Genomic DNA, 19,477 nt, shown 5'->3' with positions numbered 1-19,477 from the left:
AAAGATGGAAGAAGCATTAATCCAGATTACAGATATAGGCCGGAAATACGTTATAGGAACAGAAGTTATTCACGCTTTAAAGTCAGTATCCCTTCATATTAAAAAAGGGGAGTTTGTTGCATTGATGGGGCCATCAGGCTCTGGAAAGTCTACGCTAATGAACATTCTTGGTTGTCTGGATACGCCCACCAAAGGCGTTTATGTGTTGAATGGCATAGATGTGAGTCGCATGACTGATAATGACCTTGCCGAAGTACGTAACAAAGAAATTGGTTTCGTATTTCAGACCTTTAACTTATTGCCACGTTCAACTTCACTCGATAATGTGGCCCTTCCATTAATTTATGCTGGAGTTAATAAAACTGATCGTGATTTACGTGCAAGAACAGCGCTTGAAAACGTTGGTTTAGGCAATCGGGTTACCCATAAGCCAAATGAACTCTCCGGTGGACAGCGCCAGCGTGTGGCGGTAGCACGTGCACTGATCAACAACCCCTCTATTATTCTGGCCGATGAGCCTACCGGTAACTTAGATACCAAGACTTCTGTGGAGATCATGGGGCTGCTGGAAGAGATTCACAGTAAAGGCAATACCATTATTTTAGTTACACACGAAGAAGACATCGCTCAGCACGCCCACCGTATTGTAAGGATGCGTGACGGATTAATTGAAAATGATTATTTAAATACAGATATTAAAACGGTATCCCCAAGATTAACCGTACTCCAGGAGAGAGGCGACGATTTTGAATCGATGGGTTAATATCGACGCATTTCATGAAGATATATACAAAAACAGGTGATAAAGGCTTAACCTCCCTTATAGGGGGTACCCGTGTACCTAAATACCACCTCCGCATAGAATGTTATGGCACCGTAGATGAACTGAATTCTTACGTAGGCTTAATTGCCTGCCAGGAAATAGATCCACATGACCAGGCCATGCTAAAAGAAATTCAGGACCGTTTGTTTACCATTGGGGCCGCCCTGGCTGCAGATCCTGAAAAGTCCAAAATGAAAATTCCAGACCTGCTGACCACTGATATCGAATTGCTGGAAAGTGAAATGGACAACATGAACGAAATTTTGCCTCCATTAAAACATTTTGTTTTACCAGGTGGAAATACGACAACCTCTTATTGCCATGTCGCCAGGTGTATTTGCCGCAGAGCGGAACGCCTAACTTTTCAACTAAACGCTGAAAGCTTTGTTGACGAAAAAATGACTATTTATTTGAACAGGTTAAGCGATTATTTATTTGTTTTGGCCCGCAAACTTAATTTAGACGCGGATACAGATGAAAACATCTGGATTCCAAGGGTTTAAAAAAAAATTATAAAATTTTGTTTTCATCAGGTTTTTTAATATACTTTTGCGGAATTAATATAGAATAAACTAATAAGAAAACATATGTATTGGACATTAGAACTCGCATCGCATTTGGAAGACGCTCCATGGCCTGCAACAAAAGATGAATTAATTGATTACGGCATTAGATCAGGTGCTCCTGTTGAGGTGATTGAGAATCTGCAAGCACTGGAAGATGATGGTGAGCCCTATGAAACCATTGAAGAAATTTGGCCGGATTATCCGACAAAAGACGATTTCTTCTTTAATGAAGATGAATACTAAATTAACCATTTAAAGCCCTGCATCCCCAGGGCTTTAATTTTTGGAACGAAGATTGTTTATGAATTGTCAAGAAAGCAGTTGATGCTTTGAAAAATCATTTAATTAACAATTAACTCTAAAAATTACAATTATGGGAAATTTACTTTATCTAGTTGCAGTAGTATTAGTCATATTATGGATCATTGGTTTTTTCTTTCAAGGATTTGGTGACGTAGGTGGATTGATCCACGTTTTATTGGTAATCGCAGTGATTGCAATTATCTTGAAATTAATCAATCGGGCGGCTTAATATAAAAAAAAGGCTTCTGCTTAGCAGGAGCCTTTTTTTTGTAATAATAAACTGGCCAGTTCCAGATCTACTGGGTAAGTTATTTTCAGGTTTTCCCTTTCACCTTCAATAAGTTGTATCGGAAATCCCGCTTTCTCTACTACAGATGCATCATCCGTAAAGCCATTCCGAAAAGGTTGTTCATAAGCCTTTTTAAGTTGCGCCAATTGAAAAGTCTGTGGTGTTTGGATTAAATATACATCTTCTCTATTTATTGCCCTCGTTTCGTTTGCCTGCGTTATTCTGATAGAATCGACCGGGCGTATGGCCGCAACAGCATTCCCTTCTGCTTCTGCAATCTTAAAAGATGCAGCAATTAAATCCACCGATACCAGGGGTCTTACCGCATCATGAACCGCAACAATGGCCGTTCCTTTAATCAACTTTAACCCGTTTTTTACCGAATGATACCTTTGTTCTCCTCCTTTTACCAATTGGAGTGGGACAGTAAACTGGTATTTAGTACACAAATCTGTCCAGTACTGGTGCTGGTCAATGTTGAGTACAAGAACAATTTCAGGGTTCACATCACACTGGTGGAAGGCATTTAAAGTATGCATCAGAATAGGCAGGTCGTTTAACAGCAAAAATTGTTTAGCCTCTGCGGTATTCATTCTGGTTCCAGATCCTCCTGCAACAATGATCGCGTAGTATTTCATGGTAAAAATGTATAATCAGGTCATAAAAAAGGAGATTTATACCTAAGTCTAAATCTCCTGTCCTTTGCTATATAAAAATGGATTAAATAATCAACATGGCATCACCATAGCTATAAAAGCGATATTTTTCTTTTAAAGCCACTTCATATGCATTTCTTACATAGTCATATCCACCAAATGCACTTACCATCATTAATAACGTTGATTCTGGTGTATGGAAATTGGTGATCATTGAATTAGCAATACTGAATTCGTATGGAGGGAAAATAAACTTACTGGTCCAGTCGTTTGCAGGTTTCAATAAGTGTCCTGAAGATACTGCAGATTCAATTGCACGCATAGATGTAGTTCCTACAGCACAAATTTTTCTCTTTTCTTCTAAAGCTTTATTAACGATCGCTGCATCTTTAGCTTCGATAATGAATTGCTCAGAATCCATTTTGTGTTTCGTTAAATCTTCTACCTCTACAGATCTGAAAGTACCTAATCCTACGTGTAAAGTTACTTCGGCAAAGTTTATACCCTTTAATTCCAGTCTTTTCATTAACTCGCGGCTAAAGTGCAAACCTGCAGTTGGAGCTGCAACAGCGCCTTCATGTTTAGCGAATATCGTTTGGTAACGTTCTTTATCCTGAGCAGTAGCCTTACGTTTAATATATTTCGGAAGCGGTGTTTCGCCTAAAATTTCAATGTTCTTTCTAAATTCTTCATCCGTGCCATCAAAAAGGAAACGAATGGTACGTCCTCTGGAGGTGGTGTTGTCAACAACTTCAGCCACTAAAAGATCGTCTTCGCCAAAATATAATTTATTTCCAACACGAATTTTACGTGCAGGATCAACCAAAACGTCCCATAAACGGAGCTCTTTGTTGAGTTCGCGTAGCAAAAATACTTCAATAGTAGCACCGGTTTTCTCTTTATTGCCATATAAACGGGCAGGGAATACCTTTGTATTATTTAAAATCATTACATCCTGATCATCAAAATAGCCTAAAACATCCTTAAATATTTTGTGCTCAATCTTGCCACTATCCTTGTGTAATACCATCAAACGGGCTTCGTCGCGCTGATCAGAAGGGGTATTGGCAATTAATGATTCAGGTAAATTAAATTTAAATTGAGATAACTTCATGTTTTTCGATGTAATAATTAAGGGTGCAAAATTACTAAATTTATTCCCTAATTTAGAAATAATGATTATATGTACTAAAAAATTGACGCTTCATTTATTTTAATTATACCCCAACAAAGCTGTAACCTTTTTAACTAGTTTTGGTCTAAACATTAATTATGATGATCTTAAGACTTATAGGCGAGAGTTTTTGGTTTGCCTCCGATGCCCTCCGCCAAAATAAACTCCGCACCATGTTGTCCTTATTGGGCATTACAATTGGTATTTTTACCATCATATCCGTGTTTTCAGCGGTTGATACCTTACGTAATAAGCTTCAGGAAAGTGTTGATAAATTAGGTTCTAAAACCATCTTTGTCCAGAAATGGCCATGGATTTTCGGCGATTCTTATCCCTGGTGGAAATATATCAACCGTCCTCAGCCTAGCATGAGGGATTATGATGCCTTAAAAGAGCGCCTGGAAAACGTACAGGGCATCTCATTTGAAGCTTCAGCCAGCAACCGCACCGTTAAATACAGAAGCAATTCAGTAGAAAATGTAGGGTTAAACTCGGCATCACAAGACTATAATCAAACATGGAACCTTGATTTTCAGGAGGGACGTTACTTTACAGAAAGCGAAGGACAAAGTGGTGCCCCGGTAGTCATATTGGGGGCAGATATTGCTGATGGGTTGTTTAGCGGAGCAGAAGCGATGGGTAAACAAATTAAGGTGATGGGCCGGCGACTTACCGTTGTGGGTGTCTTTAAGAAAGAAGGCGAGGATATGCTGGGCATGTCACAAGATAAAAATGTATTAATTCCTATTAACCTCGCCCGTGGTTTATTTGATATAGAAAACGAAAATTATAATCCCCAGATTACCGTAAGGGGTAAAGAACACATTAGCCTGGAAGAAGTAGAAAGTGAATTGCAGGGTGTATTGCGTTCTATTCACCGCCTAAGACCTGGTGCTGAAGATGATTTTTCACTCAACAAAGCCACTATTTTATCAAACCAGCTCGATGTGATGTTTAAAATGGTCAACATTGCCGGTTGGGTTATCGGTGGATTTTCTATTTTGGTCGGTGGTTTTGGGATTGCAAATATTATGTTTGTTTCCGTAAAAGAGCGCACTAATATTATTGGAATCCAGAAGTCACTAGGTGCAAAAAACTATTTTATATTGCTTCAATTTATGTTCGAAGCCATCGCTTTATGCCTCTTAGGTGGGGCCCTGGGTTTATTCCTGGTGTACCTCATTACCGTCTTTTTCACCTATGTCATGGATGTTAAAATCATTCTCGACATGCAAAACGTCATCACAGGCATTACCATATCGGTGATCATCGGTGCCATATCAGGCTTCTGGCCAGCTTATGCCGCCTCTAGATTAGATCCGGTAGAAGCCATCAGGTCATAATCCTTGCATAGCATAAGTAATTAAACACCAAGAGCCCGATGATCCATCGGGCTCTTGGTGTTTAAAATAGATTTTATAAAGTACCCGCACCTCCACCTAATGCCCTGTACAGTGATACTGCAGCAATAAGTTGTGAAGTTTTAATTTCGGCCAATGCCAATTCACTTTGTAAAGAATTACTTTGTGCCGTAATTACTTCCAGGTAGGTAGCCATCCCATTCTTAAATAATAAGTTCGAATTTTTAACGGCCTGTTGCAGCGTGTTTACCCGTTGCAAAGAAATATCATATTGCTGCTGCAGCTTCTGAATTTTCACCAGCTCATCCGACACTTCGCCCGTGGCGTTCAGCACCGTTTGTCTGAATTCGATCACTACCCGTTCACGGTCAATTTTAGCCAAATCATATTGCGTTTTCAACTGCTTACGCTGAAAGATGGGCTGGGTAATTCCCCCTGCCACCACACCAAACAAGGATGCGGGTATATTAAACCAGTTACTGGCCTTTAAGGAGTTTAATCCACCGTTTGCTGTAATACTTAAGGTAGGGTAGAGATTCGCTTTAGAAATGCCAACCTGGGCATTAGCAATGTTTAAGGCTAGCTCCGCGCTTTTTACATCCGGCCTGGCACTCACCAAGGACGCTGGATACCCGGAAGCCAATGCAATAGGTGTATTTATCTTTTCCAGTACCGAATGGCGCTCCACTGCGGCCGGTACTTTCCCCGTTAGCATACTGAGTGCATTTTCCTGTATGGTAATGGCTTGTTCCAACTGTGGAATCAATTGTGCAGCAACCAATTGTTGTGCTTCTGCCTGTTGAATGGCCAGCGATGTGACTTGCCCTACATCAAACTGCATTTTTATAATACGCAGCGTACTGTCATTTAATTTCAGATTTCTTTTAGCCACTTCCATCTGCGCATCCATCATCAATAACTGGTAAAAACCCTGCGCTACATTGGCTACAATCCTGGTTTGTAAAGCCTTTCTGGCTTCAGCAGTTTGCAGGTAGGTCGCCAATGCAGACCGTTGTTGGTTTTTTATCTTGCCCCAAATGTCTGCTTCCCAGCTTAAACCCACACTAGCGTTGTAATCTTCGATATGTTTAGTGCCCAAAAACTGACTGGTGCTCAATCCATTTAAACTATTGTCTGATGGCCGGTTTGAACTGGCTGATAGCTGCATATTAATTACCGGTAAATTGCCCAGCCGCGATTGTTTGAAAAGCAACTCCGCAGCTTCAATGTTTTTAACAGCCAACTGCAGATCATAATTCTTTGTTAATGCGGTATCAATAAGCTGCTGAAGGTCAGTCTCCCTGATGAATTCATGTATCGGAATAGAAGCAATACTACTGGAATCATTAGGCACAGCATCTCTATAGGAAGCCGGTATGGCATTGACAGGCGAGGGGATATCCTTTGATATTTTACATCCCGCCGCTACTGCCGAAAGGACGAAGAGGTAATATAAATAGTTAAACGTTTTCATGGGCAAGTTCTTTAACATGATTTGAATTTTTAGTGAGCACTACATGTAGTGGCGATACTTTTTCCTGTAAATACTGGAAGAAGATAAAGAGCACGGGAATGAGCAATAAACCCAAGACCACACCGAACACCATTCCTCCGGCAGCACCGATACTGATCGAATGATTTCCCAATGCAGAAGGGCCAACGGCATTCATCATTGGGATCATGCCCACGATAAATGCCAGGGAAGTCATAATGATGGGACGAAGACGTAGCTTTGCGGCCTCAATTGCCGATGCTGCTAATGATTTACCTGCACGCCTGCGTTGTACAGCAAACTCTACAATCAGAATGGCGTTTTTGGCTAATAAACCGATCAGCATGACCAGTGCAACCTGCACGTATATATTATTAGAGATTCCAGTCAAACCAATGGCTACAAATACACCTAATATTCCAGCAGGAATGGACAATACTACGGCTAATGGTAAAATATAACTTTCATATTGTGCAGCCAGCAAAAAGTAAACAAATAGCAGACATAAGCTGAAAATGATGGCCGATTGCCCACTGGAAGAAATCTCTTCCTTGGTAAGTCCAGTAAATTCGTAGGAATAACCGAATGGTAATTGTTTTTGGGCCACTTCTTCCACGGCTTTAATGGCATCACCTGAGCTGTAACCCGGTTTAGGAATCGCATTGATCCCAATGGAGTTAAACAAATTGTACCTCGACACATTCTCTGGTCCGTAAACACGTTTTAACTTGACAATGGTGTTAATAGGAACCATGTGGCCTGCACTATTTTTTACAAAAACACCATCCATGGCGGCCGGATCAATTCTGTTGGCTTTATCTGCCTGTACCATGACCCTGTAATACTTGCCAAAGCGGTTAAAATCTGATGCCTGGGTACTTCCAAAATAAGCTTGCATGGTCTGCAGCACATCTTTTACACGCACCCCAAGCTGATCTGCTTTTTCATCATCCACCTGCAGTTCTAGTTGGGGGTAATCTGACCTGAAGGAAGTGAAGGCCACAGCAATTTCCGGTCGTTTCATTAACTCCCCAATAAACTTGCTGCTCAGGCCACTAAACTTATCCAGACTACCACCCGTGCGATCCTGAAGAACCATGTCCAGGCCATCAACATTACTAAATCCGGGAACAGTAGGGAAGGTGAAGACAAAGAAACTGGCACCCTTGATGCCTGCAAGTTTGCCCCTCACCTCATTCATAATCTCATTAATGTCTTTTATTTTACCTCTTTCGCCAGTAGGTTTTAATAAGATGAAAGATACTCCCATAGAAGGACTGGAAGATTGAGTAAGGATGTTAAATCCTGACAACCCCATCAATGTTTTTTTAGATTCCATATCATCAAGCCTGGTTTCCAGCTCTTTAATCACTTTAGTGGTCCGGTCTAAAGAAGCACCAACAGGCATGGACAAGGAAATCGCAATAAAACCTTGATCCTCAGATGGGATAAAGCCTGATGGTGTTCTTTTAACCAAAATTCCGGTCGCAAGCATCACAACGAGTAAACCAACTACACTCACCCATTTAAAACGGATCAGAAAACGTAAAGCTCCTAAATAGTTATTGGTCAGTTTATCAAAGCCGCTATTGAAACCCATAAAGAACTTTTCTTTAAAACTTCTCTTTTGCGTTGGGTCAGCGTGATGACTGTGGTTTTCTTTTAAAAATAATGCTGTTAAAGCGGGACTCAAAGTTAGGGCGTTAACCGCGGATATTACAATCGCAATGGCCAGGGTAAAGGCAAACTGTCTGTAAAAAACACCTGTTGAACCTTCCATAAAACCGACAGGTAGAAACACTGCCGACATCACCAGGGTTATCGATATAATGGCACCGGTTATTTCATTCATGGCTGAAATGGTGGCCGCTTTTGGAGGCAGTTTCTGATGCTCCATCTTGGCATGCACAGCTTCCACCACCACAATCGCATCATCTACCACAATACCTATGGCAAGTACTAAGGCAAAAAGCGTAAGCAGGTTGATGGAAAAACCAAACAACTGCATGAAAAAGAAAGTGCCTAAAATTGCTACAGGTACCGCAATCGCAGGAATTAGCGTAGAACGGAAGTCCTGCAAGAAAAGGAACACCACAATAAATACCAGAATAAAGGCTTCAATAAGCGTAGTTTTTACCTGGGCAATCGAAAGATCAAGCGAGTCTTTGGTATTGTATAAAATCAGGTGTTTTACTCCTTTAGGGAAATCCTTCGCAGATTTTTGCATCAGCTTATCAATGGCAATCTGGATCTCATTGGAATTGGATCCTGATAATTGCATCACTGCAATGTTGATTCCGGGCTTGCCATTTACCCGCGTAAAATTTCCATAGGTATAGGTGCCAAATTCTACCTTAGCTACATCCTTAAGTCTTAATACAGAACCATCCGCATTTGTCTTCACCGCGATATTTTCATAATCTGCCGGTTTGTTCAACTTTCCTTTATACTTAATTACGTATTCAAAAGAAGCGGTGCTGCTTTCACCAAATTTACCTGGCGCGGCTTCCAGACTTTTGTCCTGTATGGCAGCCGTTACTTCTGCTGGTGATAACTGGTAAGCAGCCATTTGCGCTGGATTTAACCATACCCGCATGGAATAATCTTTATTTCCTCCAAAAATGATCGATTGCCCTACACCTGGTATCCTTTTGATTTCCGGAATGATGTTAATCTGTGCATAATTGGCTAGAAAAGCCTGGTCGTAGTTTACTGTATCCTCGGCATACATGTCCACCACCATGATCAAGCTGTTCTGTTGTTTTGCGGTAGTAATACCTGCCTGTACCACCTCAACGGGTAACTGACTGGTAGCCTGGGCTACCCGGTTTTGTACATTTACCGCCGCCTGGTCTGGGTTAGTCCCCAGTTTAAAATAAACGGTAATCACTAAAGAGCCATCGTTACTGGCTGTAGAGCTCATGTAACTCATGTTTTCTACACCATTAATAGACTCTTCTAAAGACGGCGCAACGGATCTTAAAACCGTTTCTGCGTTAGCACCAGGATAAAGTGCCATGACCTGCACGGCAGGCGGCGCAATATCTGGGAACTGCTGTAAGGGCAGTTTGGTGAGGCCAAGTATACCCAGTATGACCAGGATAATGGATATAACTGTGGCCAGCACGGGCCGCTCAATAAATTTCTTAAACATCTTGCTAACTATTTTTTAATATGAACTGCTGTTAAATCTGGGGTTGTTTCTGGTGTAATGATTTCACCTTCTTTAAGGCCCTCCATACCTTTTAATACAATTCTGTCGCCTGCCTTCAAGCCATTTTTTACCAGGTAACTGTTGCCGCTGGTGCCCATCACCGTAATGGGCTGCTTGCTTACTTTGTTGTCTTGACTAACTGAATAAATGAAAATTTTGTCCTGTATTTCCATGGTCGCTTCCTGTGGTACAGATAAAGCTTGTTCATGCGTCATCGTTAACCGTAGTTTGCCTGTATTTCCAGAGCGCAACAAGCCTTTTTGATTTGGAAAGGTGGCCCTTAAGGTTATGGCACCTGTTTGTTTGTCAAACTGTCCATCTACCATGTCTAATTTACCAGGATGTGGATATTCTGTATTGTCGGCCAGTAAAAGGGAAACGCCGGGAATATTTTTTAAACGCTCCGCTAAGGTGTGTCCAGGATATTTTTCATTGAAATTTATAAAGTCATCTTCGCTCAATGAAAAATAAACATGTACTTCATGGGCATCAGAAAGCTGTGTAAGTGGAGCCGGATCAGCATTGCTGACTAAACTACCTTGTTTCTTAGGTAATCTGCCTACATAACCTGTTACAGGGGCCTTAATTAGCGTATAACCCAGGTTGATATGAGCAGTGCCTATTCCTGCTTTAGCCTGCGCCACATTGGCAAGAGCCATTTGATAGGCAGCTTTAGCACTTTTCAATTGAAAGTCTGATACCACCTTGTTTGCCACCAATGGCGTAAGCTTCTCGATGTCGAGCTGCGCATTTAATGCTGCGGCCTGTGCCGACTGTAACAATGCCTTCGCATTATTCAACGCTTCTTTATAAGGAAGTTCATTGATTTTGAATAATGGCTGACCTTTCTGTACCAGCGCACCTTCATTTACAAATACCTTTTCTATGGTGCCGGATACTTGTGGACGAATTTCCAAGTCTACAGCGCCTTCAATTGCTGCGGGGTATTCCAAAAATGTTGTTTCTTTACTGTTGCTAATGGCCATTACGGGCAGGGTTTGTACGATCGGATTGGCCACCTGCATTTTCTCCTGGCGATTGCAAGCAAAGAGAATAATGGCTAAAACAAGGCTCATTGCCTTTATAACGTTATTAGATAGTTTAACAGCGTTAGATACTGGGGTGTGATTGGGTAATTGTTTCATGATATATTGGATTTTTAAGGACTGGTTATGTAACGGCTGTAATTAATCTAACACCGTTAAGTAAGAGGTTAAAAAAGCGGTTCATATGAATGAACCGCTTATATTTTAGTTAATCGTTAATGTATTTAATAATGCCTTTTATGGCGTCGTGCAAAATCTGTTCGTTCATTTCCTGACCTCTGCCTTTGTTGACCAGGTTTATGGAGATCAGTCCATGTATAATGGACCAGAAAGTATAGAATTTTCTACATACTAATTCTTCCTCAGGATTTTCGGCCGTCATCACCTCCCTAATTTTGTTGTAAAAGAGATTATTGGCGTGGACAGCTTCCGGAAAGGCTTTCTTTTGGTAACAACAGTTCATCTCCACACCATACATTAGCTGGTACAATTCTTTGTGTGCAAAGGCGAAATTCCAGTATGCAATCCACATGTCTTCCAATTGCTTTTCCGCATCGGTTTCCACATTCATTGCTTTTTTGACTTCCTGGTTTAAAATCACATATCCCTGACGGGTAAGTTCCAGCAAAATACCTTCTTTATTTTCAAAGTATTCATAAATAATAGGTGCGGTATATTCTATCTTATCCGCAATCTTGCGCATACTTAAAGCTTGCCATCCTTCTTCTTTTACAATTTCTAAGGATGCATCCAGAATATTACTTCTGGTGTCTTCTTTTAATCTTGCAATCCGTTCTTTACTTCCCATAGCATAAACCGTTATATTATTTAACAGTGTTAGACAAATGTAAAACGGAATTTCTAACTATTCATCATTTATTTGTCAAAGAATAAATCGCCTAATGGTTCACTGAAATTAAGACCCCGGCAACCGTGATTTTTGGCCAGCCTAATTAAAGAGAGGAGTAAGGTGGTTCTCAAAAAAAATGAGCCCAATACAATATTGGGCTCATCTATAAGTTATAATAATCGTATAAACTTTACAAAGCTTCGCTGTGTGTTCCGCTTGGCTTAGATTAATTTACTTAACGCATTTGCTATTCTGCTTACCGCATCTCTTAAGGTATCTTCAGATGCAGCATAGGAAATACGGATGCAATCTTCATTACCGAAAGCTTCACCGGTCACCGTAGAAACATGAGCTTCGTTTAGTAAGTATAAGGATAGGTCTTCTGCAGTATTGATGGTTTGTCCGTTAACGGATTTACCGAAAAACGACTTTACTTCCGGGAAGAAATAAAAGGCACCTTCAGGAAGGTTAACCTTAATACCTGGAATTTCTTTCAGCAGGTCATAAACAACATCCCTGCGTTTTTTAAATTCTGCTACCATTTCGTGTACCGTATCCAGTCCGTCCTGGTAAGCTTTTAAAGCTGCTCTTTGGGCTATAGAACAGGTACCAGAGGTAATCTGTCCTTGTAATTTATCACAAGCACTTGCAATTTCTTTGTTAGCGGCTACATAACCTACTCTCCAACCAGTCATTGCATAGGATTTTGAGAATCCATTCACCACCACTACGCGGTCCTTTATCGCGTCGAAAGAAGCAATAGATGTATGTTTTCCTACAAAATTGATGTGTTCGTAAATTTCATCTGAAAGGATGTAAATGTTAGGATATTTCTCGAAAACAGCTGCCAATGAAGCTAACTCTTCCTGTGTATATACCGATCCAGTTGGGTTACATGGCGATGAAAACATAAACAACTTTGTTTTCGGGGTAATGGCAGCTTCTAGTTGTGCTGCTGTAATTTTAAAGTTTTGCTCAACAGTAGCATTAATAAACACCGTTTCACCTTCCGCAAGTTTGATCATTTCCGAATACGATACCCAGTAAGGGGTAGGAACGATAACTTCATCTCCTGGATCAATTAAACACAGGATAACGTTTGCCAAAGACTGTTTAGCACCTGTAGATACCACAATCTGGTCAAAGTTATACGACAAACCGTTTTCTTTCAACAATTTCTCTGCAATAGCTTTACGTAATTCTGGGTAGCCAGAAACGGGTGTGTAGTACGAGTAATTATCATCTATGGCCTGTTTACCCGCTTCTTTTACGTGTTCAGGGGTAAAAAAGTCTGGCTCACCAAAACTCAGGTTGATCACATCTATTCCCTTTGCGGAAAGTTCTCTACCTAGTTTTGCCATTTTGATGGTCTGCGATTCTGAGAGGTTATTGATTCTTTTCGATAAAAATGTCATAATATTTAAGGCCTAAGCAAAATATAATTTTGTTGCTAAGCAAATATAGGAACCTGACGGAATTTTAAACTAAAAAATAATACTTTTTGACAGAGTTCAGCCACTAAAGCCTATTTTTGTACGCTAATTACTGAAGTTTGAATCCAAAGAAAAAAGCAATACTCGTATCCTTATGCGTGAGTATCCTGTTGATGCTCGCGAAGTTTACTGCTTATTTTATCACCAATTCCAATGCGATTTTAACAGACGCGGCCGAAAGTATCGTCAACGTTTTAGCCAGCAGCTTTGCCTTTTATAGCATCTACCTCACCACTTTGCCAAAAGATGAGAACCATCCTTACGGACATGGTAAGGTAGAATTCTTCTCAGCTTTCGTGGAGGGTGTCCTTATCGGCATTGCCGGAATCATCATTATTTGCAAAGCCACTTATGACCTGATTAATCCGAATGTAATCAGGCAACTTTATGATGGGGCCGTGATCATCGGTGCCACCGGTGTCATCAATTTACTAGTGGGCTATTTCCTGATCAACATGGGCAAAAAGCACCATTCCTTAACGCTGGAAGCCGACGGAAAACACCTGCTCACTGATTCCATCACCAGTGCGGGTTTAGTCATTGGCGTGGTCCTCATCCAGCTCACTCAAATTTACTGGCTCGACGGGGTCATTTCTATCCTGATGGGTGCTTATATCGTATACAATGGTTATCGCCTTACCCGAAAATCAGTTGGTGGTCTTATGGATGAGAGTAATACTGAACTGGTTAAAGATATTGTAGGCATTATGCAGGATAACAGAAGTGATTCCTGGATTGATGTTCATAACCTGAGGGCACAACAATATGGTGCCGACCTCCATATCGATTGCCATGTGACCTTGCCTTATTATTACGACCTGAATAGGGTACACCAGGAAATATCGTCTATTGATAAGTTGATAAACAAAAATAAAGGTCGTACAACCGAATTATTTATTCATACAGATCCCTGTTTATATGAGTGCTGTCACTATTGCAAAGTGAAAAAGTGCCCGGTGAGGCAGGATAACTTTGGCGGAGAAATTCCATGGACTTTAGAAAACGTCACTAAAAACAAAAAGCATTTCGATCAATGAGTTATTTCAATGTAAGGGTATACGGACTGCTGATTGATCCGGAACGCGGGATATTGATCAGCGATGAGCAGGCCGAAGGTAAACGTTTCAGTAAGTTTCCGGGTGGGGGATTAGAATTAGGCGAAGGCCTGAAAGATGCCCTAAAACGTGAATTTGTCGAAGAATGTGAAACAGACATCGAAGTGCTGGAGCATTTTTATACCACTGATTTTTACGAAAAGTCTTCCTTTAACGACAGCCAGGTCTTGAGTATCTATTACTTTGTGAAGGAGTTACATCCTTTAATTCACCTTGCTTTTACCAGTAAACCCTTTGATTTTGCAGAAAACAGTGACCAGAGTTTCCGCTGGATCCCTTTAAAGGATTTAAAAGTGGAGGATGTCACCTTTAAAACCGACCAGACTGTAGTTGAACGTTTATTAGCCCAGGTAGCGCTTTAAACGGCGACAACCCCTGTAGGTGTAATGGCATAGACCTCATCCTCATCCTTGGGTTTAAGCATGCTCAATCCTGTAAATACACTAAAGGCCGGCAGAATGGCACAGGTTTTTCCAAAGAAAAAACAAGGCAGGCGTAGCTGTTGCCGCGCTCGGCCAAAGAGCGTAATACCTGGATGGATATGGCCTGAAATATTATAATACTCGTCAAAGGTATCCGGCTGGTCGTGTACAAAACGAAATGGTCCATAAAGCAATTCCTTCAGGTGCACCTCAATTCCCAAGGCTTCGTATTCTTGCCGTGTTAAACCATCATGATTACCCTTGATTAATTTAATTTGCAGCGCCGGGTATTGTTCCCTCCATTCCTGAAAAGCAGTGACATCACTGTTCATGTAATTGTGGAACATATCACCAGTAACCAGCAGTACTTCAGTCTCAAAGCTTGCTAAACACTCGCTTAATCTTTCGAGGTCTGTCTGGCCCACCGTTGCAGGCACCTGTATCCCGGATTTGCGGAAAAACGCCGCTTTACCAATATGCAGGTCGCTGATGATCAGTGTCTTTTTTGCTTCCCAATACATCACTCTTTCTTTACACAGCAAAAAGGTTTCACCTTTACATGGTATGATCATTTTTCTTCCTTGGTTTTTTCTCTGCTTCCGCAGTCATTCTTTGTATACGTTGTCCTAACTCCTCTGTACTCATGTTTTCCCTCAGGCTATCTACCTTAATAGGGAAACACAATGGGGTATAGGAGGTGGTGGTAACCACCACTAACTTACTCGCCTGTATGCGGTGTAAGGCTGCTGCCAGGCGGGGCTCTTCAATCTGCTGATAAAACGCTTCATCGTAGGCTTGGCGCAATAATAAGTTATGTTTATCATAATCACTAAAAACGTTGAAAAATAATGCCGATGAAGACTGCAGGTGTTTGTTTGCCGTGTATTTTCCCGGAAAACCCTGGAACACCAAACCTGATATGCAAGCAATATCACGAAACTTGCGCCTGGCCATTTCCGTGGCATTAATACTGGCCACAATATCCACAGCCAGGTTATCTGGCGTAAAAAGGGCTTTTAACATTGATTTCTCCACGGGAAATGGCTGTTCACTTAGCAGTTCAAAGCCGTAGTCGTTCATGGCAATAGAGAACGTAATGGGTAACAGTTTCCCAATGCGGTAAGCAATTAAGGCGGCCATCACTTCATGTACCATGCGGCCTTCAAAAGGATAGGCAAACAAGTGATAACCATCGCGGGTATGGATCAGTTCGATCAGGAACTCATCATTTCTTGGTACATGCGATACCTTGGCCTGCCGTTCAAACAAAGGTTTTAAGATACTCAGTTCATCATCTTCCTGTTCTACATCCAAAGCCTGGTTGTACTTTTTTCGAAGCAGCGTTCCCAGGTTGGCCGTCAGCGAAATCCGGCCGCCCAGCCAGCTGGGTGTAATAGCACTTTTCATTTTGCTTTTCCGCACCAACACTGTCATGTCTTTCACCATCACAAATTCCAGAATCCTGCCCGCCAGCGTAAAGCTGTTCCCAGGTTTTATTTTGGAGATGAAAGATTCTTCCAACATGCCTACATAACCGCCCGTCATAAATTTTACCTTTAACATCGCATCACTCACAATGGTGCCAATATGCAGGCGGTGCCGTAAGGCGATCTGCCTGCTGTCCACTACCCAAAGACCATCTTTGTGAACCACCTTATTAAATTCGTTATAAGCGGTTAAGCTATCTCCACCTGTAGTAATAAATTGCATAATCCATTGCCATTCTTCTGGTAAAAGCTCCTGGTAACAATGGGTTTGTTTCACTTCTTCAAACAATTGCTTTTCGTCAAAACCGTCGCCAACTGCCAGTGTCACCAGGTATTGGATCAGGGTGTCAAAAGCCATCACTACGGGTTCTCGGCTCTCAATATCCTGTGTTTTTGCCGCTTCTTTAATTGCTGCGGCCTCCACTAATTCCAGCGCATGGGTGGGTAAAAAATAAATCACCGAGGTTTCATAGGGCGAGTGGCCACTGCGACCTGCACGTTGTAAAAAACGGGCTACGCCTTTAGGTGAGCCAATTTGCACCACCGTATCCACCGGTTTAAAATCTACCCCAAGATCTAGCGAAGATGTACTGATGACGGCCTTCAAAACCCCTGCATGTAGGGAATCCTCTATCCAGTTCCTCAATTCAAAATCAATGGAACCATGGTGGATCGCAATCTGCCCCGCCAGACTTTCATCAAGTGATAACAGATTTTGGTACCAAAGCTCAGCCTGGCTTCGCGTATTGGTAAAAACCAGGGTGGTTTTGCTTTTGTGAATCACAGGCAGGAGTTTATGTGCCAGCTTATGGCCTAAATGCCCCGCCCAGGGTAACATGTCTATATGATCGGGCAATATGGCCCTAATATCAATTTTCTTCTCTACATCGGCCTTAACCATCACTTTCAGTACTTCCGGGTATGGGATCAGCACGTCCATGGCCTGCTGCATATTGCCAATGGTGGCCGATATGCCCCAGATTCTTAACAACCGTTCGGGATGTGTTTGCTGTAGATAGCCCTTAATGCGCGATATAGCCAGTTCCGTCTGTACCCCGCGTTTGCTGCCAATCAATTCATGCCATTCATCCGCAACTATGCCTTGTAACTGATCAAAATGACCAATGCCACCTTTTTGAGCAAGCAACAGGTGCATGCTTTCGGGGGTAATAATCAACACCTCGGGCATTTGTTTTTTCTGTTTCAGCTTGTCGTTAGTAGAGGTATCGCCATTGCGGATCCCGATCTGCCAATCGAGTTCTAGCTCCAGGCAAACCTCCCGCATCGCACGGGCAAGGTCTTTAGCCAGGGAGCGTAGCGGTGTGATCCATAATAACTTTAATATTGATTTTTTGCGTTTATCCGGCTTTATTTTCAGTTTTATGTTTTCTGCGCGTTGGTTTAACTCGTCAATCACAGCGGCAAGGAAAATTGAATAAGTCTTCCCAAATCCTGTAGGCGCGTTCACCAATCCGCAATAACCTTCGGCATAATACTGCCAGGCTTCTTTCTGGAAGGTAAAAGGCTTTCTTTTATTCGCGCGGAGCCATTTATTTACTTGTTTATATCCTGTGCTTTTTTCTAGGCTCATTTGATTTCTAAGGTAGCATTCAACAGTTGTCTGAGGTCGTCCAAAGTATTGATTTCTGCCGCCACTTTATCTTTACGCCAGCGGGCAATCCTGGGGAACCGCAAGGCCAGTCCCGCCTTATGGCGTTTACTTTCGGCAATGCCTTCAAAGGCAATTTCGAATACCAGTTCTGGTTTAACCGTACGCACCGGACCAAACTTCTCTATGGCATTTTTTTTCACAAAGGAATCGACCTCCTTAATTTCTTTATCAGTCAAGCCGGAATAGGCTTTGGCTACCGTAATTAGGTTTTCTCCATCGCGTACGGCAAAGGTATAATCGGTAAAAAAGTTTGCCCGGCGACCATTACCTTTCTGTGCATAAATCATCACCGTATCAACGGTATAGGGGTTTATCTTCCATTTCCACCAGTCTCCGCGTTTCCTGCCAGCATGGTAAAGGGAATCTAGTTTTTTTAACATCAGGCCTTCACTATTATTCTCTCGTGCATTTGGCCTGATCTCTGCCAGTTCTGCCCAACTGCTAAAGGTAACGATCGGTGATGCGGTGACGATGCTTTCCTGCAGGGGCAATAGTACTTCTTCCAATAATTTCCTGCGCTTGAGCAGCGTTTCGCCACGCAAATCCGCTCCCTGGTATTCCAGCAGGTCGTAAGTGTAAAAGCCAATAGGCGCATCCTGCAATTGTTTTTTATTGATGGTTTTGCGGTTCAGGCGTTGCTGCAATATGCTGAAGGCTTGTACCCGGTCATCTTTGACGGATAAAATCTCCCCATCGAGCACGGTGCCATCGGGCAATACCTCATTCAGAAAATGAAGTTCCGGAAATTGCTCGGTCACCAGTTCTTCACCCCGCGACCAGATGAAAAGCTCGCCATTGCGCTTAACGATTTGTCCACGGATGCCGTCCCATTTCCATTCTGCCTGCCATTCTGCAGGTGCACCTAGATTTTCTGGTTCGCCATCCAGGGCATAAGCCAGGCAAAAGGGGTAGGGCCAGGAGCTATCAGTATTGACATGTAAACCTTCAATTAATTCTTCATAGGTAATTTCATCAGGTTTCCATTTACCCATAATGCTATGCATGATGCTGTTGCTTTCCATGCCACTATGTTTAGCCAGGGCGTTGACCAGCATTTTATTCGATACCCCGATTCTGAAGTTACCAGCAATTAGTTTATTGAAGATAAAGCGCTGGGCAATATCCAGACTGTTCCAGCTGTCGAGGATGTATTCCTTTTTCACTTCATCTGTAGCTCCCGTTAGGGCCTGCAAGGCTTGTATCCATTCATGCAGTTTTAGTTCTCTTTCTTTTTCTGGCGGCGGTAATATCAAAGCAATGGTTTCACTAAGGTCGCCCACACTATGGTAACTCTCTGCAAAGAGCCATTCTGGTACACCGCTGCGCTCAATGGCCCATTGTTTTAACAGGTTGGTATTTACCGGTCGTTTAATGCGTTTGCCGGTAAACATGGCAATGACATATGGTTTATCCTTTTCATCAGCCATGCTGAAATAGGCCATTAACGCAGCGATTTTATCGTTGGTTTTATTGCTGGTTTCCAGCTGCTGGATCAACTCGGTGAAACGTTTCAA

Annotated in this window: 17 protein-coding genes; 7 read left to right on the top strand and 10 right to left on the bottom strand. The window is 42.0% G+C overall.

What is annotated here, in order from left to right; translation table 11 throughout:
- The first annotated feature begins 4 nt into the window (after nt 1–4).
- The 4 genes from IWX76_RS11750 (at nt 5) to IWX76_RS11735 (ending at nt 1,921) form a co-directional block, all read left to right on the top strand.
- On the top strand, nt 5–763 hold the full coding sequence (locus tag IWX76_RS11750; RefSeq protein WP_196860131.1) for an ABC transporter ATP-binding protein: 759 nt from the start codon (nt 5–7) through the stop codon (nt 761–763).
- A gap of 14 nt (nt 764–777) precedes the next feature.
- Complete coding sequence (locus IWX76_RS11745) at nt 778–1,326, top strand: cob(I)yrinic acid a,c-diamide adenosyltransferase (protein ID WP_196860130.1); 549 nt, start codon at nt 778–780, stop codon at nt 1,324–1,326.
- A gap of 84 nt (nt 1,327–1,410) precedes the next feature.
- Nucleotides 1,411–1,632 carry a DUF2795 domain-containing protein gene (locus IWX76_RS11740; RefSeq protein ID WP_008240955.1) on the top strand — a complete coding sequence of 74 codons (222 nt, stop codon included), beginning with the start codon at nt 1,411–1,413 and terminating at the stop codon, nt 1,630–1,632.
- 130 nt (nt 1,633–1,762) lie between these two features.
- Nucleotides 1,763–1,921 (top strand): lmo0937 family membrane protein, encoded by a 159-nt coding sequence (locus IWX76_RS11735; RefSeq protein WP_196860129.1) that lies wholly within the window; start codon nt 1,763–1,765, stop codon nt 1,919–1,921.
- 20 nt (nt 1,922–1,941) lie between these two features.
- On the opposite strand, the gene IWX76_RS11730 is transcribed toward IWX76_RS11735, so the two are convergent.
- Nucleotides 1,942–2,619, bottom strand: a complete 678-nt coding sequence (locus tag IWX76_RS11730; RefSeq protein WP_196860128.1) for a 2-C-methyl-D-erythritol 4-phosphate cytidylyltransferase — start codon at nt 2,617–2,619, stop codon at nt 1,942–1,944.
- A gap of 82 nt (nt 2,620–2,701) precedes the next feature.
- Nucleotides 2,702–3,751 (bottom strand): tRNA preQ1(34) S-adenosylmethionine ribosyltransferase-isomerase QueA, encoded by a 1,050-nt coding sequence (queA, locus tag IWX76_RS11725; protein ID WP_196860127.1) that lies wholly within the window; start codon nt 3,749–3,751, stop codon nt 2,702–2,704.
- A 158-nt stretch (nt 3,752–3,909) separates the two neighbouring features.
- Here queA and IWX76_RS11720 point away from each other — a divergent pair, with 158 nt between their 5' ends.
- Nucleotides 3,910–5,154 carry an ABC transporter permease gene (locus tag IWX76_RS11720; protein WP_196860126.1) on the top strand — a complete coding sequence of 415 codons (1,245 nt, stop codon included), beginning with the start codon at nt 3,910–3,912 and terminating at the stop codon, nt 5,152–5,154.
- 73 nt (nt 5,155–5,227) lie between these two features.
- Here the strand turns inward: IWX76_RS11720 and IWX76_RS11715 are convergent, their stop codons facing one another.
- The 5 genes from IWX76_RS11715 to IWX76_RS11695 form a co-directional block, all read right to left on the bottom strand.
- Nucleotides 5,228–6,664 (bottom strand): TolC family protein, encoded by a 1,437-nt coding sequence (locus IWX76_RS11715; protein ID WP_334641801.1) that lies wholly within the window; start codon nt 6,662–6,664, stop codon nt 5,228–5,230.
- Nucleotides 6,633–9,818: an efflux RND transporter permease subunit gene (locus tag IWX76_RS11710; protein WP_196860125.1), complete on the bottom strand. Its 3,186-nt coding sequence runs from the start codon at nt 9,816–9,818 to the stop codon at nt 6,633–6,635. The genes IWX76_RS11715 and IWX76_RS11710 overlap by 32 nt, the downstream gene beginning before the upstream one ends.
- 8 nt (nt 9,819–9,826) lie before the next feature.
- On the bottom strand, nt 9,827–11,023 hold the full coding sequence (locus IWX76_RS11705; RefSeq protein WP_196860124.1) for an efflux RND transporter periplasmic adaptor subunit: 1,197 nt from the start codon (nt 11,021–11,023) through the stop codon (nt 9,827–9,829).
- Between the two features lie 109 nt (nt 11,024–11,132).
- Complete coding sequence (locus IWX76_RS11700) at nt 11,133–11,732, bottom strand: TetR/AcrR family transcriptional regulator (protein WP_196860123.1); 600 nt, start codon at nt 11,730–11,732, stop codon at nt 11,133–11,135.
- 263 nt (nt 11,733–11,995) lie between these two features.
- Nucleotides 11,996–13,189: a pyridoxal phosphate-dependent aminotransferase gene (locus IWX76_RS11695; protein ID WP_196860122.1), complete on the bottom strand. Its 1,194-nt coding sequence runs from the start codon at nt 13,187–13,189 to the stop codon at nt 11,996–11,998.
- A 191-nt stretch (nt 13,190–13,380) separates the two neighbouring features.
- Here IWX76_RS11695 and IWX76_RS11690 point away from each other — a divergent pair, with 191 nt between their 5' ends.
- A complete protein-coding gene (locus tag IWX76_RS11690; protein ID WP_442952260.1) occupies nt 13,381–14,304 on the top strand; it encodes a cation diffusion facilitator family transporter in 924 nt (307 codons plus the stop codon).
- A complete protein-coding gene (locus tag IWX76_RS11685; protein WP_196860120.1) occupies nt 14,301–14,744 on the top strand; it encodes an NUDIX domain-containing protein in 444 nt (147 codons plus the stop codon). Before IWX76_RS11690 ends, IWX76_RS11685 begins: the two co-directional genes overlap by 4 nt.
- Here the strand turns inward: IWX76_RS11685 and pdeM are convergent.
- From pdeM to IWX76_RS11670, 3 genes are read right to left on the bottom strand one after another with little or no spacing between them, the layout of a single operon-like run.
- A complete protein-coding gene (gene pdeM, locus IWX76_RS11680) occupies nt 14,741–15,376 on the bottom strand; it encodes a ligase-associated DNA damage response endonuclease PdeM (RefSeq protein ID WP_196860119.1) in 636 nt (211 codons plus the stop codon). The genes IWX76_RS11685 and pdeM overlap by 4 nt on opposite strands.
- On the bottom strand, nt 15,360–17,882 hold the full coding sequence (locus IWX76_RS11675; RefSeq protein WP_196860118.1) for a ligase-associated DNA damage response DEXH box helicase: 2,523 nt from the start codon (nt 17,880–17,882) through the stop codon (nt 15,360–15,362). Before IWX76_RS11675 ends, pdeM begins: the two co-directional genes overlap by 17 nt.
- The gene (locus IWX76_RS11670; RefSeq protein ID WP_196860117.1) at nt 17,879–19,477 is read right to left on the bottom strand and encodes an ATP-dependent DNA ligase; all 1,599 of its coding nucleotides are present in this window, start codon (nt 19,475–19,477) and stop codon (nt 17,879–17,881) included. Before IWX76_RS11670 ends, IWX76_RS11675 begins: the two co-directional genes overlap by 4 nt.

This window comes from Pedobacter sp. CAN_A7 (assembly GCF_015752175.1).
GTDB lineage: Bacteria > Bacteroidota > Bacteroidia > Sphingobacteriales > Sphingobacteriaceae > Pedobacter.
Note: the sequence above shows the minus strand (reverse complement) of the source record. Positions and strands in the feature narration are given on the sequence as shown.

Excerpts from the sequence above, each read along its gene's own strand:
- IWX76_RS11750 (WP_196860131.1), top strand. The coding sequence starts at position 5 with ATGGAAGAAGCATTAATCCAGATTACAGATATAGGCCGGAAATACGTT.
- IWX76_RS11745 (WP_196860130.1), top strand. The coding sequence starts at position 778 with ATGAAGATATATACAAAAACAGGTGATAAAGGCTTAACCTCCCTTATA.
- IWX76_RS11740 (WP_008240955.1), top strand. The coding sequence starts at position 1,411 with ATGTATTGGACATTAGAACTCGCATCGCATTTGGAAGACGCTCCATGG.
- IWX76_RS11735 (WP_196860129.1), top strand. The coding sequence starts at position 1,763 with ATGGGAAATTTACTTTATCTAGTTGCAGTAGTATTAGTCATATTATGG.
- IWX76_RS11730 (WP_196860128.1), bottom strand. The coding sequence starts at position 2,619 with ATGAAATACTACGCGATCATTGTTGCAGGAGGATCTGGAACCAGAATG.
- queA (WP_196860127.1), bottom strand. The coding sequence starts at position 3,751 with ATGAAGTTATCTCAATTTAAATTTAATTTACCTGAATCATTAATTGCC.
- IWX76_RS11720 (WP_196860126.1), top strand. The coding sequence starts at position 3,910 with ATGATGATCTTAAGACTTATAGGCGAGAGTTTTTGGTTTGCCTCCGAT.
- IWX76_RS11715 (WP_334641801.1), bottom strand. The coding sequence starts at position 6,664 with ATGTTAAAGAACTTGCCCATGAAAACGTTTAACTATTTATATTACCTC.
- IWX76_RS11710 (WP_196860125.1), bottom strand. The coding sequence starts at position 9,818 with ATGTTTAAGAAATTTATTGAGCGGCCCGTGCTGGCCACAGTTATATCC.
- IWX76_RS11705 (WP_196860124.1), bottom strand. The coding sequence starts at position 11,023 with ATGAAACAATTACCCAATCACACCCCAGTATCTAACGCTGTTAAACTA.
- IWX76_RS11700 (WP_196860123.1), bottom strand. The coding sequence starts at position 11,732 with ATGGGAAGTAAAGAACGGATTGCAAGATTAAAAGAAGACACCAGAAGT.
- IWX76_RS11695 (WP_196860122.1), bottom strand. The coding sequence starts at position 13,189 with ATGACATTTTTATCGAAAAGAATCAATAACCTCTCAGAATCGCAGACC.
- IWX76_RS11690 (WP_442952260.1), top strand. The coding sequence starts at position 13,381 with ATGCTCGCGAAGTTTACTGCTTATTTTATCACCAATTCCAATGCGATT.
- IWX76_RS11685 (WP_196860120.1), top strand. The coding sequence starts at position 14,301 with ATGAGTTATTTCAATGTAAGGGTATACGGACTGCTGATTGATCCGGAA.
- pdeM (WP_196860119.1), bottom strand. The coding sequence starts at position 15,376 with ATGATCATACCATGTAAAGGTGAAACCTTTTTGCTGTGTAAAGAAAGA.
- IWX76_RS11675 (WP_196860118.1), bottom strand. The coding sequence starts at position 17,882 with ATGAGCCTAGAAAAAAGCACAGGATATAAACAAGTAAATAAATGGCTC.